The sequence below is a fragment of the Staphylococcus sp. 231237_7MaSpsaltlick genome (genome assembly GCF_043107035.1).
This window is the reverse complement of the sequence record NZ_JBICNX010000010.1, coordinates 107,289-124,003: the sequence shown is the minus strand read 5'-3', so window position 1 is coordinate 124,003 and position 16,715 is coordinate 107,289. Positions and strand designations below refer to the sequence as shown.

General features: G+C 33.2%; 15 protein-coding genes. 14 read left to right on the top strand and 1 reads right to left on the bottom strand.

Annotation, left to right across the window (positions count from 1 at the left end; all coding sequences use genetic code 11):
* Positions 1-109: 109 nt before the first annotated feature.
* Both recA and rny read left to right on the top strand, forming a co-directional pair.
* The gene (gene recA / locus ACF91D_RS18850) at positions 110-1,159 is read left to right on the top strand and encodes a recombinase RecA (protein WP_039066722.1); all 1,050 of its coding nucleotides are present in this window, start codon (positions 110-112) and stop codon (positions 1,157-1,159) included.
* A 491-nt stretch (positions 1,160-1,650) separates the two neighbouring features.
* The gene (gene rny, locus ACF91D_RS18845) at positions 1,651-3,210 is read left to right on the top strand and encodes a ribonuclease Y (protein ID WP_069793426.1); all 1,560 of its coding nucleotides are present in this window, start codon (positions 1,651-1,653) and stop codon (positions 3,208-3,210) included.
* Between the two features lie 221 nt (positions 3,211-3,431).
* On the opposite strand, the gene ACF91D_RS18840 is transcribed toward rny, so the two are convergent.
* Positions 3,432-3,647 (bottom strand): hypothetical protein, encoded by a 216-nt coding sequence (locus ACF91D_RS18840; RefSeq protein ID WP_029377442.1) that lies wholly within the window; start codon positions 3,645-3,647, stop codon positions 3,432-3,434.
* Positions 3,648-3,813: 166 nt separating this feature from the next.
* On the opposite strand from ACF91D_RS18840, the gene ACF91D_RS18835 reads away from it, so the two are divergent.
* The 12 genes from ACF91D_RS18835 to mutS all read left to right on the top strand — a co-directional run bounded on the left by ACF91D_RS18835 (position 3,814) and on the right by mutS (position 16,704).
* The gene (locus tag ACF91D_RS18835; RefSeq protein ID WP_039066718.1) at positions 3,814-4,602 is read left to right on the top strand and encodes a TIGR00282 family metallophosphoesterase; all 789 of its coding nucleotides are present in this window, start codon (positions 3,814-3,816) and stop codon (positions 4,600-4,602) included.
* A gap of 114 nt (positions 4,603-4,716) precedes the next feature.
* On the top strand, positions 4,717-6,477 hold the full coding sequence (locus tag ACF91D_RS18830; RefSeq protein ID WP_069793427.1) for a 2-oxoacid:acceptor oxidoreductase subunit alpha: 1,761 nt from the start codon (positions 4,717-4,719) through the stop codon (positions 6,475-6,477).
* On the top strand, positions 6,478-7,344 hold the full coding sequence (locus ACF91D_RS18825; protein ID WP_069793428.1) for a 2-oxoacid:ferredoxin oxidoreductase subunit beta: 867 nt from the start codon (positions 6,478-6,480) through the stop codon (positions 7,342-7,344).
* Between the two features lie 176 nt (positions 7,345-7,520).
* Positions 7,521-8,153, top strand: coding sequence for a poly-gamma-glutamate hydrolase family protein (locus tag ACF91D_RS18820; protein WP_069793429.1), 633 nt, complete (start codon positions 7,521-7,523; stop codon positions 8,151-8,153).
* Between the two features lie 117 nt (positions 8,154-8,270).
* Entirely contained in the window at positions 8,271-8,891 is a 621-nt protein-coding gene (locus ACF91D_RS18815) for a poly-gamma-glutamate hydrolase family protein (protein WP_069793430.1), read from the top strand.
* 75 nt (positions 8,892-8,966) lie between these two features.
* Positions 8,967-9,356, top strand: a complete 390-nt coding sequence (locus tag ACF91D_RS18810; protein WP_039066711.1) for an RrF2 family transcriptional regulator — start codon at positions 8,967-8,969, stop codon at positions 9,354-9,356.
* 65 nt (positions 9,357-9,421) lie between these two features.
* On the top strand, positions 9,422-10,318 hold the full coding sequence (locus ACF91D_RS18805) for an NAD(P)/FAD-dependent oxidoreductase (RefSeq protein WP_069793431.1): 897 nt from the start codon (positions 9,422-9,424) through the stop codon (positions 10,316-10,318).
* Positions 10,319-10,426: 108 nt separating this feature from the next.
* Positions 10,427-10,723: a thiamine-binding protein gene (locus ACF91D_RS18800; protein ID WP_039066708.1), complete on the top strand. Its 297-nt coding sequence runs from the start codon at positions 10,427-10,429 to the stop codon at positions 10,721-10,723.
* Positions 10,724-11,198: 475 nt separating this feature from the next.
* On the top strand, positions 11,199-12,740 hold the full coding sequence (gene miaB, locus ACF91D_RS18795) for a tRNA (N6-isopentenyl adenosine(37)-C2)-methylthiotransferase MiaB (RefSeq protein ID WP_039066706.1): 1,542 nt from the start codon (positions 11,199-11,201) through the stop codon (positions 12,738-12,740).
* The gene (locus ACF91D_RS18790; protein ID WP_069793432.1) at positions 12,740-13,099 is read left to right on the top strand and encodes a YlbF/YmcA family competence regulator; all 360 of its coding nucleotides are present in this window, start codon (positions 12,740-12,742) and stop codon (positions 13,097-13,099) included. The genes miaB and ACF91D_RS18790 overlap by 1 nt, the downstream gene beginning before the upstream one ends.
* Before the next feature lie 41 nt (positions 13,100-13,140).
* Entirely contained in the window at positions 13,141-13,629 is a 489-nt protein-coding gene (gene thiW, locus ACF91D_RS18785) for an energy coupling factor transporter S component ThiW (protein WP_039066704.1), read from the top strand.
* A 435-nt stretch (positions 13,630-14,064) separates the two neighbouring features.
* The gene (mutS, locus tag ACF91D_RS18780) at positions 14,065-16,704 is read left to right on the top strand and encodes a DNA mismatch repair protein MutS (RefSeq protein WP_327620627.1); all 2,640 of its coding nucleotides are present in this window, start codon (positions 14,065-14,067) and stop codon (positions 16,702-16,704) included.
* The last annotated feature ends 11 nt before the right edge of the window (positions 16,705-16,715 follow it).

Sequence of the window (16,715 nt, the reverse complement as noted above, 5' to 3'; positions counted from 1 at the left end):
TTCTTTAGCGAACAAATATTCGCAAAATACTTGCAGAATAATCTAAATCAAGGTATAGTATGGTTAAGATATTTTTCAGAGAGAGAATTCTCATATAGGAGGTCCAACATTGGATAACGATCGTCAAAAGGCTTTAGATACAGTAATTAAAAATATGGAGAAATCATTTGGTAAAGGCGCAGTAATGAAATTGGGTGACAATGAAGCACGCAAAGTTTCAAGTGTTTCAAGTGGTTCTGTAACATTAGATAATGCTTTAGGAGTAGGTGGTTACCCTAAAGGTAGAATTGTAGAAATTTATGGTCCTGAAAGTTCTGGTAAAACGACTGTGGCACTTCATGCCATTGCGGAAGTTCAAAGAAATGGTGGCGTGGCAGCCTTTATTGACGCTGAACACGCATTAGATCCAGTTTACGCAGAAGCATTGGGTGTTGATATTCAAAACTTATATTTATCACAACCTGACCATGGTGAACAAGGATTAGAAATTGCAGAAGCATTTGTAAGAAGTGGTGCTGTTGAGATAGTTGTCGTTGACTCTGTTGCAGCATTAACGCCTAAGGCAGAAATTGAAGGTGAAATGGGAGATACACACGTTGGCTTACAAGCACGTTTGATGTCACAAGCCCTAAGAAAACTTTCAGGAGCGATATCTAAATCAAATACAACTGCAGTATTTATTAACCAAATTCGTGAGAAAGTCGGTGTTATGTTTGGTAACCCTGAAGTTACACCAGGTGGCCGTGCACTGAAATTCTATAGTTCTGTTCGTTTAGAAGTACGTCGTGCGGAACAATTAAAACAAGGACAAGATATTGTTGGTAATAGAACTAAAATTAAAGTTGTTAAGAATAAAGTCGCACCACCATTTAGAGTTGCTGAAGTTGATATTATGTACGGTAAAGGCATATCTAAAGAGGGAGAATTAATCGATTTAGGTGTGGAAAATGAAATCGTTGATAAATCGGGTGCTTGGTATTCTTACAATGGTGACAGAATGGGACAAGGTAAAGAAAACGTAAAATCTTACCTTAAAGAAAACCCAGCTGTTAAAGCAGAAATAGATAGAAAACTAAGAGAAAAATTAGGCATATTTGATGGCGATGTCGAAGAGTCGGAAGCTGAAAATACAGCGACACTTTTTGATGAAGAAGAATAGGATAAATAGTTGCAATAACATACTGTAAATTATTAACTTATTACATTTATTTAGTAGGAAAACAAACTAAACCCTCAACAAGGTGTTTAGTTTGTTTTTTGTTCAATGTATATAAAAAGTTGGCAACATAAATTTAAATTATTGTTTGGTTAAAACATCTGTAGAATTTTATCAGGATATACTTAAAATATAAAATAGTTTATAAGGAAATTCATTATATCTTATCATTATGTATGATATTCATATAAGAATATAAAAATATTATGTTAATCGATTTCGTTTCAAAAACAAGATGAATTAAGGCTTAATAAACATTGAAGTAAATTTAGTGTAAAAGAGACGCCTCAAATATTGAATTATTGTGTAGTCAAACCTTGACACTTCTTAGTTTAAAACCGTACAATTACATTGTATGATTCTTATATAACTTCATATAATCATATTGAATTTTGATATACAGAGCAAAATCCTAGATAAAAGGGGGTGTTTGTGTGAATTTGTTAAGCCTCCTACTCATTTTGCTAGGTATTATTCTCGGAGTTGTTGTAGGGTACGTCGTTGCCCGAAATATATTGCATCAAAAGCAATTACAAGCAAGACAGACTGCCGATGATATTATCGAACAAGGTAATAAAGAAGCAGAGAATATTAAGAAGGAAAAGCTTCTAGAAGCTAAAGAAGAAAACCAAGTCATAAAAGAAAAAACTGAAAATGAACTTCGTGAAAGACGTGCAGATCTTCAAAAGCAAGAAGCAAGACTTCTACAAAAAGAAGAAAACTTAGAGCGAAAATCTGACCTGTTAGATAAAAAGGATGAGATTTTAGAGCAAAAAGAGTCTAAACTTGAAGAACGACAACAACAAGTAGATGCAAAAGAGAGTAGTGTTCAAACATTAATAAATAAGCATGAACAAGAATTAGAACGCATCTCTGGTCTCTCTCAAGAAGAAGCTGCACAAGAGCAACTTCAAAGAGTTGAAGAGGAATTGTCACAAGATATTGCTATACTTGTTAAGGAAAAAGAGAAAGAAGCAAAAGAAGCAGTCGATAAAAATGCAAAAGAGTTATTAGCAACTACTGTTCAAAGGTTAGCTGCAGAACATACTTCTGAATCAACAGTATCAGTTGTTAATTTACCAAACGACGAAATGAAAGGTCGAATCATTGGTAGAGAAGGTAGAAATATTAGAACTTTAGAAACGTTAACTGGTATTGATTTAATTATAGATGATACACCAGAAGCGGTAATCCTCTCTGGTTTTGACCCAATTAGACGTGAAATTGCAAGAACTGCATTAGTTAATCTTGTTTCAGATGGTCGTATCCATCCTGGACGTATTGAAGATATGGTAGATAAAGCTCGAAAAGAAGTAGACGATATCATTAGAGATGCTGGGGAACAAGCTACATTTGAAATTAATGTGCATAACATGCATCCAGATTTAGTGAAAATCTTAGGTCGTTTACAGTATCGTACTAGCTATGGACAAAATGTATTGAAACATTCTATTGAAGTTGCACACCTAAGTGGTATGTTAGCAGCAGAATTAGGAGAAGACGTTACATTAGCTAAACGTGCTGGACTACTTCATGACGTTGGTAAAGCAATTGATCACGAGGTTGAGGGAAGCCATGTAGAAATTGGCGTTGAATTAGCTAAAAAATATGCTGAGAATGAAACAGTTATTAATGCAATCCATTCTCACCATGGTGATGTCGAACCGACTTCTATTATTTCTATTTTAGTTGCAGCTGCCGACGCATTGTCAGCAGCAAGACCAGGTGCTCGTAAAGAGACTCTAGAAAACTATATTAGAAGATTGGAAAGACTAGAAACACTTTCAGAAAGCTATGATGGTGTTGAGAAAGCATTTGCAATCCAAGCGGGTAGAGAAATTCGAGTTATTGTATCGCCTGATACTATCGACGACTTAAAATCACATCGCTTAGCAAGAGATATTAAGAGCCAAATTGAAGATGAACTTCAATATCCTGGCCATATAAAAGTGACAGTTGTTCGTGAGACTAGGGCAATTGAATATGCAAAATAAAATTTTAAAAATTTAATGACGAATTTTTTAAACAAACTAAACGAAATTATCGTTTAGTTTGTTTTTTTATAGTCAAATGAGCATATAGATTTGATATTTAGATAAACCAAAACAAATGAAAAACACCTCAAACGCTATAAGTACGAATGAGGTGCTAAGATTATTTATATTCATTTTCAAATTAACTTTAAGTGTTTTGTGCTAAATTACTGAGTTTAAAACTAAGTTAATTCTAAATCAGCATTTTTAACTTCTTGAATAATTTCAGCTGTATCATAACAATTTGTTGAAATATTAGCATATCTTTCAGCTAAACGATAAGCATGGATATATAATTCTAAGCTTTCCTTAGCTATATCCTCTGGATCTTCACTTTTGGATGGATTTGCTGTGACAACTAAGTCAGCAAAATGTTGTGGATCAATATTTATTGCCATGTATTACTTCCAACTCCTATATTTTGAATTATTTAATTCCTACTATAATTTATACCACCAATTTTAAGGTTAAAACTAAATTAATTTAATGAAATTTTTATAATGCCACTTTTCATCGTAAATAAATTGCATTAAACTAACATTAAGAGAGAGGATGAACATCTAAATGAGATTATTATTTATTGGAGATATAGTAGGTAAAGTAGGTCGTGAGGCTATTACAACGTATTTACCTAAATTGAAACAATCGTATCGTCCTACAGTTACTATTGTAAATGCTGAAAATGCTGCACATGGTAAAGGATTAACCGAAAAGATATATAAAGAACTATTACGAGAAGGCGTAGATTTTATGACGATGGGTAATCATACTTATGGTCAACGTCAAATTTATGATTTTATTGATTCCGCAAACCGTATGGTTAGACCAGCTAACTTTCCCGAAGAAGCACCAGGCGTAGGTATGCGATTTATTCAAATAAATGAAATTAAATTAGCGATTATCAATTTACAAGGTCGTGCATTTATGCAAGACATTGATGATCCTTTTAAAAAGGCTGATGAGCTTATCAAAGAAGCTCAAAAAGAAACTGATTATATTTTTGTAGATTTTCACGCCGAGACTACTTCAGAAAAAAATGCAATGGGTTGGTTTTTAGATGGCAAAGTAAGTGCGGTTGTAGGCACACATACACATATCCAAACATCAGATGAACGTATATTACCTGGGGGTACAGGTTATATTACAGATGTGGGCATGACAGGCTTTTATGATGGTATACTAGGAATTAATAGAGATGAAGTGATTACTCGATTTATCACAAGTTTGCCTCAAAGACACGTGGTACCAGACGAAGGTAGAAGTGTATTATCAGGCGTTATCATTGATATCAATAAAGAAGGGAAAACAACTCACATTGAACGTGTGCTAATTAATGATGACCATCCTTTTTAAAAGTATCGTCCATTAGTATGAATTTGAAAAATACCACTCTTAACATAGTAATAGAGTGGTATTTTTTGATATGATGAATAATGAATTATTATAACCACTAGGAGGCAAGATGATATGAAATCACAAGTATCATGGAAAGTGGGCGGACAACAAGGCGAAGGTATTGAATCTACTGGAGAAATCTTCGCGACTGCTATGAACCGTAAAGGATATTACTTATATGGATATCGTCATTTTTCAAGTAGAATTAAAGGCGGCCACACAAATAATAAAATAAGAGTTTCTACGACGCCAGTACATGCGATTAGCGATGATTTAGATATTTTAATTGCATTTGACCAAGAAACAATAGAGTTAAATCATCATGAAATGCGTGAAGATAGTGTGATTATTGCTGATAGTAAAGCAAAACCTGAAAAACCAGAGGATTGTCGCGCACAATTAATAGATTTACCTTTTACTGCGACTGCAAAGGAATTAGGGACTGCTTTAATGAAAAATATGGTTGCAGTAGGTGCAACTTGTGCAATTATGGATTTTGATATTTCAGATTTTGAAACGTTAATCACCAATATGTTTACAAAAAAAGGTGACAAAGTTGTAGAAATGAACATAGAAGCATTGAATGAAGGCTATCGTTTAATGCGTGAACAATTAACTACCGTTGACGGTGATTTTGTTTTAGAAGAAACTGAGGGTGTACCACACTTATATATGATTGGGAATGATGCAATTGGTCTAGGTGCTTTATCAGCTGGTTCTAGATTTATGGCAGCATATCCAATTACTCCTGCTTCTGAAATCATGGAATATATGATTGAGAACTTACCAAAAGTAGGCGGTACGGTGGTTCAAACTGAAGATGAAATTGCAGCAGCAAACATGGCAATTGGCTCTAACTATGCAGGAGTTCGCTCATTTACAGCGAGTGCAGGTCCTGGTCTTTCATTAATGATGGAAGCAATTGGTTTATCAGGCATGACAGAAACGCCATTTGTAGTTATTAATACGCAACGTGGTGGACCATCTACAGGATTACCAACAAAACAAGAACAATCTGATTTAATGCAGATGATTTATGGTACACACGGTGATATCCCTAAAATTGTAGTAGCACCGACTGATGCTGAAGATGCATTTTATTTAACTATGGAAGCATTTAATTTAGCGGAAATGTATCAATGTCCTGTAATTATATTAAGTGATTTACAATTATCATTAGGTAAACAAACTGTTGAAAAATTAGATTATAGTAAAATTGATATCAATCGCGGTGAAATTATCCAATCAGATATTGAACGTGAAGAAGATGATAAAACTTACTTTAGACGTTATGCACTTACAGAAAGTGGCGTATCGCCAAGACCTATCCCAGGTGTTAAAGGCGGTATACACCATGTAACCGGTGTTGAACATAATGAAGAAGGTAAAACAAGCGAAGCTGCAGACAATAGACAACAGCAAATGGATAAACGTATGCGTAAAACAGAACATTTACTTATTCAAAATCCTGTGGAGACAACGGGAAAAAATGAAACGGCAGATATTTTATATTTAGGCTTTATTTCAACAAAAGGTGCAATTCAAGAAGGGAAAGCAAGATTAGAAGCTCAAGGATTAAAAGTAAATCATCTTCAAATTAGACAATTACATCCTTTCCCTAGTGAATCAATACAAAAAGAAATAGATAAAGCTTCTAAAGTTGTTGTCGTGGAACATAATTATCAAGGGCAACTTGCTAGCATTTTAAAAATGAACGTAAACTTAGGTGATAAATTAATCAATCAAACTAAATATGATGGTACACCATTTTTACCAAAAGAAATTGAAACTAAAGGGCTCGAAATTGCTAAAGAAATAAAGGAGTTGGTATAAATGGCAACATTTAAAGACTTTAGAAATAATGTCAAACCTAATTGGTGTCCTGGCTGCGGAGATTTTTCAGTGCAAGCAGCAATTCAAAAAGCTGCAGCAAATGTAGGTTTAGAACCTGAAGAAGTAGCTATTATCACTGGAATTGGCTGTTCAGGGCGTTTATCAGGATATGTAAATTCTTATGGTGTTCATGGTATACATGGACGTTCACTGCCACTTGCTCAAGGAGTGAAAATGGCTAATAAAGATTTAACTGTAATCGCCTCAGGTGGAGATGGAGATGGTTACGCCATAGGTATGGGACACACTATCCATGCCTTACGTAGAAACATGAACATGACATACATTGTAATGGATAATCAAATTTATGGCTTAACAAAAGGACAAACATCTCCATCTTCAGCGCAAGGTTTTGTAACTAAATCAACGCCAAAAGGAAATATCGAACAAAATGTTGCGCCATTAGAACTTGCGCTTTCATCGGGAGCGACATTTGTAGCACAAGGATTTTCAAGTGATATCAAAGGACTTACGAAAATGATTGAGGATGCCATTAATCATGATGGATTTTCATTTGTAAATGTATTTTCACCTTGTGTGACATACAATAAAGTAAATACTTATGATTGGTTTAAAGAGAATCTAACAAGTATTGATGAAATCGAAGACTTCGATGCGACAGACAAACAAAAAGCGACTCAAAAAGTTTTAGAATACAATTCACTGCTTAAAGGTATTGTTTATCAAGATTCAGAAACGCCATCTTATGAATCACAAATTGAAGAAATGAATGGTACGCCACTTGCTAAACAAGATCTTCATATTGATGAGGATCAATTTGAAGCTTTAACAAAACAATTTGTATAAATATATGAATTAAAATTTAACATTGTTAAGTAATAAAACTGTTACATTATTGACCAATTAGATTAGGGGAACATGCCATAATGCTATTATCTATAATGTAACGGTTTTTTTGTTTTGATTTAAACGCGAAATTACTATAAAATTCATAGGATGATTAAGTGACGGAGGCAATAGGTATGGTAGATAAATTTAAGTCGATGACCGAATTGGTTGCACAGACCACAGAACATAAAGATTGGGAAATACAGACTACAAAAAGAAAATCAGCAACGCTCATAACTGCCATACATGGTGGGGCGATTGAGCGAGGAACAACAGAAATAGCACAGTTAATTAGTGAACAAGGTAACCATAGTTTTTACACTTTTAAAGGAATTAGAAATAATAAAAATAATGAATTACATGTTACGTCAAGACATTTTGATGAACCAAAACTTAAGCAGATGGTATATAGTCATCATAGCGTTGTATCTATACATGGATGTATGGGAGATTTGCGTGAAGTCTATGTTGGTGGTAGAGACGTTGAGTTAGCGTCTGAAATAAAAATAGAATTAGAAAAAATGAACATTATTGTTAAGCCTGCCCCTTCACATATATCAGGTATGCATACCGACAATTTTGTTAACTGTGGGCAAAAAAAGGCTGGCGTTCAACTAGAATTAACAGTTGCATTAAGAAAGCGATACTTTAACAATCATAAATATAACCTGAATGATAGAGAAAATAGGCAGAATTGGTCACAGTTTATGTATGTATTTTCGACAGCTGTAAATAAAGCGATAACCAATATAGAAGAAACAAAATAATTATAATTGTATTGCGTTGGATAATTAAAAATATTAAGTTGCCCTTTACAAAATCTTAAGTTAATAGGAATGATGTGAGGGAAATACAAATATAGAAACTTTGGAAGGGGTTTTTATATGGCTGATAAGTATAATTCAATGTCAGAGTTAGAAGCGGAGACAATTGAAAATAAGGACTGGGAAGTTGTAACGCGTGACTTAGATAGTCAAGTAATTATTACTGCGATACATGGTGGAGGTATCGAACCAGGTACAACTGAAATTGCTGATTTAACTGCGCAAAAAGGTGAGTATGATTATTTTTCTTTTAAAGGTACTAAATCAAAAGGGAATGAAGATTTACATGTAACTTCTCGAAATTATGATCAGTCTGTATTGATGGAAATGATAAAGAACAAAACATATGCAGTAGCAATTCATGGTTGTGAAGGTGATGAAAACATTGTCTATATCGGAGGAAAAGATCAAAAACTTATTCATAAAATGACTAGACAATTTGAACAATTGAATATAAGTGTAGAGCAAGCACCAGGACATATTTCAGGTGCTCATGATGATAATATTATTAATTGTTGTAAAACAGGTGCAGGCGTACAATTAGAGTTAACTCCTGGATTAAGAAAAATGTGTTTTGACAACCAAAAATTTAATAAAAAAAGTCGTGAAGATAAGCACAATTGGAGTCAATTTATGGATAGATTTACCACTGCGATTGTGAAATCGATACAGGGCGTTTAGTAACAGCCCTTGTAATTTATCGTTAATTAAGTTATTGTAGACTTAGAATATCTACAATTAGGAAGTTGATAAAATATGAAATGTTCTAAAGCGACAGACTATGCATTACATGCGCTACTATATATGATTAAAAGCGACGGTGAATCAAGAAGGATTCCAGTGCAAGATTTAGCAACAGTACTCAAAGTCTCAACCACATATTTATCTAAAATTTTGACACGCCTTGTAAAAGTTGGCATCATATCAGCTAGTAGTGGTGCAAAAGGTGGTTATCAATTAAAGAATGGTTGGGAACACGTTTCGATTTATGATGTGATTATTACTATTGACGGCAAGCAAAGCTTATTGGAAGATAGTTTTAATCATGCTAAAGAATGTCCAATTAAACAAATTATGGACGAGGCAGAGCATAGTTTAATTACCAATTTAGAAGATAAAACATTAAAGGACTTGGCTAATAGCTAAGTTCTTACATTTTAACTTAATTATAGATATTAAAAGTCTGTAAAAGTTGTAAAGGAGTGAGTCAAATGTATTATGATGTAATTATTATTGGCGGAGGACCAGCAGGATTGAATGCTGCACTAAATTTTGGTAGAGGTATGAAGCAAACGCTAGTTATAGATGCAAATAATCCAAGAAATAGAGTTACTAATGAGTCTCATAGTTATTTAACGCAAGATGGTGTTAAGCCAACCGAATTCAAAAGAAAAGCTAAAGCAGATGTAACTAAATATAAAGATGTTACTTACTTGGAAGAGCGTGTAGAAAAAGTAGAGAAAATAGATAAAGGATTTGAAGTTAAAACACAATTTCAAACATTTAATGCAAGACAAGTATTAGTAGCAACAGGTTTAAGAGAACAAAGTCCAGATATCGCTAATTTTAATGATTTTTATGGTCAAACAGTATTTTATTGCCCTTGGTGTGATGGTTACGAAATGCGTAATAAAAAACTTGCTGTTATTTATTCAGGTGAAATGATGGTTCATATGGTCAAACTGTTAAGTAACTTTTCACAAGACCTAGTCGTGTTTACAAATGGAGAAAAAGATATCCTTCAAGAAGACAAAGTATTGTTAGATAAAAAAGGGATTAATATCTATACAGAACCAATTGTAAGACTGGTAGGAAACGATGGACAGTTAAAGGGCATTGAGTTAAACGATGAGCAAATTATTTCGGTAGAAGGTGCATTTGCTAGAATGTATTGGGATACACAATTTGATTTCCTAGATCGATTAAATGTCATCCGAGACGAAGATGGTAAATTTGAAACGGATATGTTCGGTAAAACATCTGTTGAAGGTTTATATGTAGCTGGCGAAACTAAAGATAATTTTGCTGGTCAATTATTAGATTCAGCTGCTAATGGCGGTATGGTGGCAAAAATGATGATGATGCAACAGATAGAAGAAGATTTTTGATAAACTAGCACTATAATGTTTTAATATGTTTAATCACTTATAACTATGCCTTAAACTTATAATTTGATAAACTGACAATAAATTAAATGATTAAGGGGTTGTAATAACATGAATGATACTTTAATGAGTGTTCAGATTATTCCTAAAACCGCCAATGGAGAAGATGTTATTCCATATGTAGATGAAGCAATTAAAGTCATTGACGATTCAGGCTTAACGTATAGAGTGGGGCCTTTAGAAACCACTGTTCAAGGTGAAATGAATGAGTGCTTAATTTTAATTCAAAAATTAAACGAGCGTATGGTTGAATTAGAGATACCAAGTACAATAAGCCAAATTAAGTTTTATCATGTGCCAGAAGGAATTACTATTGAGACACTTACTGGAAAATACGACGAAGTCTAATATTTAATACTCGGAGATTACACTAAAAGATCAACTGCAAATACGGTATTTGTTTATAATGTGTAGTTATATTTAGCTGATGAAAATTAATTAGAATTACATTAATGCTCTGATTTATAAATAGAATGCATGTGACAAGTGAATTAGAACTTAATTATATTTAAGGGAGTAGGAAGCGGAGCCCAGACATAATCATTTAAGAAACATATGATTTCTGTCAGGAGTTCTTTCCCACTCCTTTATTTGTATTTTATAGCGTTTAATTTTAATTTGATGATTTTATTATTGAAAATATTGTGCAAAAGTGTGATTATTTGTTAGTCTTTTTGCACTTTTGAGTCAAATTTAATATAATGTAATAATGACTATGGATTAATTTATAGAACTTTGAACGTCAAGGTTGAAAAACAATATCTTGAGGGATATTTTAAAATACTTGTTCTTAGTTTTTATGATATAGAAAGGATTTTGTAGAGTGAATGAAGAACAAAGAAAAAGTACTTCTATAGATATTTTAGCGGAACGAGATAAAAAGGAAAAAGACTATAGCAAGTATTTTGAACACGTTTATCAACCGCCAAGTTTAAAAGAAGCGCGTAAACGTGGAAAAGAAGAAATTAATTATAACCGTGATTTTCAAATAGATGAGAAATATAGAAATATGGGGCAAGGAAAAACATTTTTAATTAAAACGTATGGCTGTCAGATGAATGCTCATGATACAGAGGTAATGGCTGGTATCTTAGGTGCATTAGGCTATACACCAACAGAAGATATTAATCAGGCAGACGTAATTTTAATTAATACATGTGCAATTCGTGAAAATGCAGAAAATAAAGTATTTAGTGAAATCGGTAACTTAAAACATTTAAAAAAAGAGAAACCAGAAACAGTTATTGGTGTATGTGGATGTATGTCTCAAGAAGAATCTGTCGTAAATAAAATCTTAAAATCCTATCAAAATGTAGATATGATTTTTGGAACGCATAATATTCATCGTTTACCAGAAATACTCGAAGAAGCTTATTTATCAAAAGCGATGGTAGTAGAAGTTTGGTCAAAAGAAGGCGATGTTATTGAAAACCTTCCAAAAGTAAGAGAAGGCAATATCAAAGCATGGGTAAATATTATGTATGGTTGTGATAAATTTTGTACATACTGTATCGTTCCATTCACAAGAGGTAAGGAACGTAGTAGACGACCAGAAGATATTATTGAGGAAGTAAGAGATTTAGCACGTCAAGGGTACCAAGAAATTACATTATTAGGCCAAAACGTGAATGCCTATGGTAAAGATATAGATGGTTTGGCATATGGATTAGGTGATTTGTTAGAGGATATCTCTAAAATTGATATTCCAAGAGTCAGATTTACAACGAGTCACCCTTGGGACTTTACAGATAGAATGATTGAGGTTATTGCTAACGGTGGAAATATCGTTCCTCATGTTCATCTTCCGGTTCAATCGGGTAACAATGCTGTTCTTAAAATTATGGGGCGTAAATATACACGCGAAAGTTACTTAGACTTAGTTAATCGTATCAAGTCAAGAATCCCTAATGTTGCTTTAACTACCGATATCATCGTTGGTTATCCAAATGAAACAGATGAACAATTCGAAGAAACATTAACGCTTTACGATGAAGTTGAATTTGAACATGCATATACGTATATTTATTCTCAAAGAGATGGTACGCCGGCAGCTAAAATGAAAGATAATGTACCTTTAGACGTGAAGAAAGATAGATTACAACAATTAAATAAAAAGGTTGCATACTATTCTGAACGTGCTATGCAACAATATGAAGGCCAAGTTGTACAAGTTTTATGTGAAGGCTCAAGTAAAAAAGATGATACAGTTTTAGCTGGTTACACTTCAAAAAACAAATTAGTCAACTTCAAAGCGCCTAAATCTATGATTGGCCAAATTGTAGATGTACAAGTAGATGAAGCGAAACAATTTTCTCTTAATGGTACATTTTTAAATGTAAGTAAACAAGCGATGGTGACACCATAATGTATGAAAAAGAAGAAATATTAGCTGAAGCGGATCGTATTAGTGAACGCATTAAAGCTTTAGATACAGTTAAAGAATATCATAACGTTGAATCGCAAATACATCAAAACAAAAATATAGAACAGCGAATGAAAGAATTAAAGAAAAACCAAAAGCAATCGGTTAATTTACAAAACTACGGTAAGACACAAGCATTAAAAGCTTCTGAGGATAAAATTCAGCATATTGAAGAAGATATTAATATTTTGCCTATTGTAGAAGAGTTTAGAGAATCACAGACCGAAGCTAATGATTTATTACAAATGATGATTAGTACCATGTCAGATCGTTTAAATCAACAACTAGAAGATAAAGATTAACAGAGATCGTGGTGGGACTTGTTGGAAAGGAAATGAGCCATATGAAGACGAGAAAGTTAACGCTAACTGCAATTTTTATTGCGATAAATGTTGTGTTAAGTAGTATTATTGTAATTCCATTAGGGCCAGTTAAAGCAGCGCCAATTCAGCATTTAGTTAATGTTTTGTGTGCTGTACTTGTAGGGCCATGGTTTGGTCTTGCGCAAGCTTTTATTTCATCTATCATACGTATGATTTTTGGTACAGGAAGTTTCTTTGCCTTTCCAGGAAGTATGGTAGGTGTGTTGCTTGCTAGTGGTTTCTATTTTTATCGTAAACATATCTTTATGGCGGCAGTGGGAGAAGTAATAGGTACAGGCATTATTGGTAGTATAATGTGCATACCATTAGCATGGATTTTAGGCTTTTCAAACTTTGCTGTTAAACCTTTAATGACAGCCTTTATTGTATCGAGTGTCATAGGTGCCATCATCAGCTATATCATTTTAATGATATTGAAAAGAAAAGGTATATTAAAAAAATATTTATAATCAATCTTAATAGATAAAGTTAAGGCACTTTGTTACTAATATGATTTTGAATTGATAGATTTGCTGCTTAAGTAGATCTACTAAATCAATCATTTACAAAGTTGTCTTAATTTTTTTGTGCTCATAAGTTTTAAAGCACAGAAAGATTTAGTTAATCAGTTGGAATCTATCTATTAATTTAATAAATAGGCGAAAATCGAAAACATATGTTAAAATTTAAGAGTTAAATTAACTAAATTAGTTAAAGAAAATGAGCGGGTATGATTAAAAAAATCAATGAAAAGTATTTCAAAATGCACGATATCACATGTATATTAGCTAATTAAATGTGCCTGACTATTGATGAAAATTAATCATTATTTTAATTTATAAACCAACATAATTTAAGTAAACACAAATACATAAGAATTAAAAAAAGGACTGTGACATATTAATATGACAAATCAAACGCCAATGATGCAACAATATTTAAAAATAAAATCGCAATATCAAGATTGTCTCTTATTTTTTAGATTAGGAGATTTTTACGAAATGTTTTTCGAAGATGCTAAAGTGGCATCTAGAGTATTAGAAATAACATTAACAAAACGTGACGCTAAAAAGGAAGACCCAATACCAATGTGTGGTGTGCCTTATCATTCTGCGGATGGTTATATTGAAACTTTGATTAGTAATGGATATAAGGTAGCTATTTGTGAACAAATGGAAGACCCTAGACAGACAAAAGGCATGGTCCGTCGTGAAGTAGTGCGTATAGTTACACCAGGTACAGTGATGGATCAAGGTGGCGTCGATGAAAAGCAAAACAACTATATATTAAGTTTTATTCAAGGTGCATCGTCATATGCGTTAAGTTATTGTGATGTATCTACGGGTGAATTGAAGGCTACTCATTTTGAAGATGAAGCAACATTAATTAATGAAATTACAACAATTAACCCTAATGAAATCGTTGTTAATGAAGAGATTGGTGAAACGTTAAAACGTCAAATTAGTTTAACCACCGAGACAATCACCGTGTTATCAGATATTTCTAATGCATCCTATGAAGTTAATAATATGACTCAAACACACTTGTTTAATGCAACACAACTATTATTAGATTATATCCACCATACGCAAAAAAGAGATCTATCACATATTGAAACGGTAATTAAATACGAAGCTATTGATTTTATGAAAATGGATTTCTACGCAAAACGTAATTTAGAATTGACCGAAAGCATACGGTTAAAAACTAAAAAAGGTACTTTATTATGGTTGATGGATGAAACTAAAACACCTATGGGTGCTAGACGCTTAAAGCAATGGATCGATCGTCCGCTTATTCAGAAATCACAAATTGAGTCCCGTTTAGACACAGTTGGTCAATTTATAAATCATTTTATTGAAAGAGACACTTTACGCAGTCATTTAAATCAAGTATATGATATTGAGAGATTAGTGGGACGTGTTAGCTATGGCAACGTCAATGCACGTGATTTAATTCAGCTGAAGCACTCAATTTCAGAAATCCCAAATATTAAACATTTATTAGAAGATTTCGACGAACAAATGACTGAACAGTTTAAAGCATTAGAACCTTTAGATGATTTACTAAGATTATTAGAAGAAAGTTTAAAAGAAGAACCACCGATTTCAGTTAAAGAAGGCGGCTTGTTTAAAGTTGGCTTTAACAATGAATTAGATGGTTATTTAGAAGCTTCAAAAAATGGAAAAACATGGTTAGCAGAATTACAAGCTAAAGAACGCGAAAGAACAGGCATTAAGTCACTGAAAATTAGTTTCAATAAAGTATTTGGCTACTTTATTGAAATCACAAGAGCTAACTTACAAGGTTTTGACCCGGCTGCTTATGGCTATCACAGAAAGCAAACACTTTCTAATGCCGAACGTTTTATTACAGATGAATTGAAAGAAAAAGAGGATATTATCTTAGGCGCTGAAGACAAAGCAATTGAATTAGAATATCAACTATTTGTACAGCTTAGGGAACAAATTAAATCATATACAGAACGATTACAAAAACAAGCAAAGGTTATATCTGAACTTGATTGTTTACAAAGTTTTGCAGAAATAGCTCAGAAATACAATTACGCACGACCTACTTTTAGTGAAGATAAAACGTTAGAGCTTATTAATTCAAGACATCCAGTAGTAGAGCGCGTGATGGATCATAATGACTACGTGCCAAATGATTGTACGCTAAATCAGGATGCATTTATATATTTGATTACTGGTCCAAACATGTCGGGTAAATCAACATATATGAGACAAGTGGCTATTATTAGTATCATGGCTCAGATGGGTGCTTATGTGCCTTGCGAATCGGCAACGTTACCTGTTTTTGATCAGATTTTCACTAGAATTGGAGCGGCAGATGACCTAGTTTCAGGTAAAAGTACTTTTATGGTTGAAATGCTAGAAGCACAAAAAGCACTTGCTCATGCTACTGCAGATAGCCTGATTATTTTTGATGAAATAGGGCGTGGGACATCTACTTATGATGGTTTGGCATTAGCTCAAGCCATGATTGAATATGTTGCACATACTTCAAATGCTAAGACGTTATTTTCAACACATTACCATGAATTGACTACGCTAGATCAGTCGTTGTCATGTCTGAAAAATGTACACGTTGCAGCAAATGAATATAATGGTGAATTGATATTCCTTCATAAGGTGAAAGATGGTGCAGTTGATGATAGTTACGGTATACAAGTAGCTAAATTAGCAAACTTACCAGATGCAGTAATTGATAGAGCTCAAGTGATATTAGATGCTTTTGAACAAAGTAATAAACAAGATACTACAGTAGAATTAGAAAATAGTAGCGACGAGTCATTTAAACATTCAGTAAGTGAATCTCAAGCAACATATGAAGAGCAAACACCAAAAGTTAAATCATCTACTAATGAAGAGCAAAGTCAATTTGAACAGGCGGCATTTGATTTATTCGATACATCTGCAAAACAAAGTGAAGTTGAAAATGAAATTAAGACATTGAACTTATCTAATATGACGCCTATAGAAGCACTTGTGAAACTAAGTGAATTACAAAGACAATTGAAATAGAGGTGAAGTCA

Excerpts from the sequence above, each read along its gene's own strand:
- ACF91D_RS18790 (WP_069793432.1), top strand. The coding sequence starts at position 12,740 with ATGTATGAAAAAGAAGAAATATTAGCTGAAGCGGATCGTATTAGTGAA.
- ACF91D_RS18840 (WP_029377442.1), bottom strand. The coding sequence starts at position 3,647 with ATGGCAATAAATATTGATCCACAACATTTTGCTGACTTAGTTGTCACA.
- ACF91D_RS18830 (WP_069793427.1), top strand. The coding sequence starts at position 4,717 with ATGAAATCACAAGTATCATGGAAAGTGGGCGGACAACAAGGCGAAGGT.
- ACF91D_RS18835 (WP_039066718.1), top strand. The coding sequence starts at position 3,814 with ATGAGATTATTATTTATTGGAGATATAGTAGGTAAAGTAGGTCGTGAG.
- ACF91D_RS18800 (WP_039066708.1), top strand. The coding sequence starts at position 10,427 with ATGAATGATACTTTAATGAGTGTTCAGATTATTCCTAAAACCGCCAAT.
- ACF91D_RS18825 (WP_069793428.1), top strand. The coding sequence starts at position 6,478 with ATGGCAACATTTAAAGACTTTAGAAATAATGTCAAACCTAATTGGTGT.
- ACF91D_RS18815 (WP_069793430.1), top strand. The coding sequence starts at position 8,271 with ATGGCTGATAAGTATAATTCAATGTCAGAGTTAGAAGCGGAGACAATT.
- thiW (WP_039066704.1), top strand. The coding sequence starts at position 13,141 with ATGAAGACGAGAAAGTTAACGCTAACTGCAATTTTTATTGCGATAAAT.
- ACF91D_RS18820 (WP_069793429.1), top strand. The coding sequence starts at position 7,521 with ATGGTAGATAAATTTAAGTCGATGACCGAATTGGTTGCACAGACCACA.
- ACF91D_RS18810 (WP_039066711.1), top strand. The coding sequence starts at position 8,967 with ATGAAATGTTCTAAAGCGACAGACTATGCATTACATGCGCTACTATAT.
- ACF91D_RS18805 (WP_069793431.1), top strand. The coding sequence starts at position 9,422 with ATGTATTATGATGTAATTATTATTGGCGGAGGACCAGCAGGATTGAAT.
- mutS (WP_327620627.1), top strand. The coding sequence starts at position 14,065 with ATGACAAATCAAACGCCAATGATGCAACAATATTTAAAAATAAAATCG.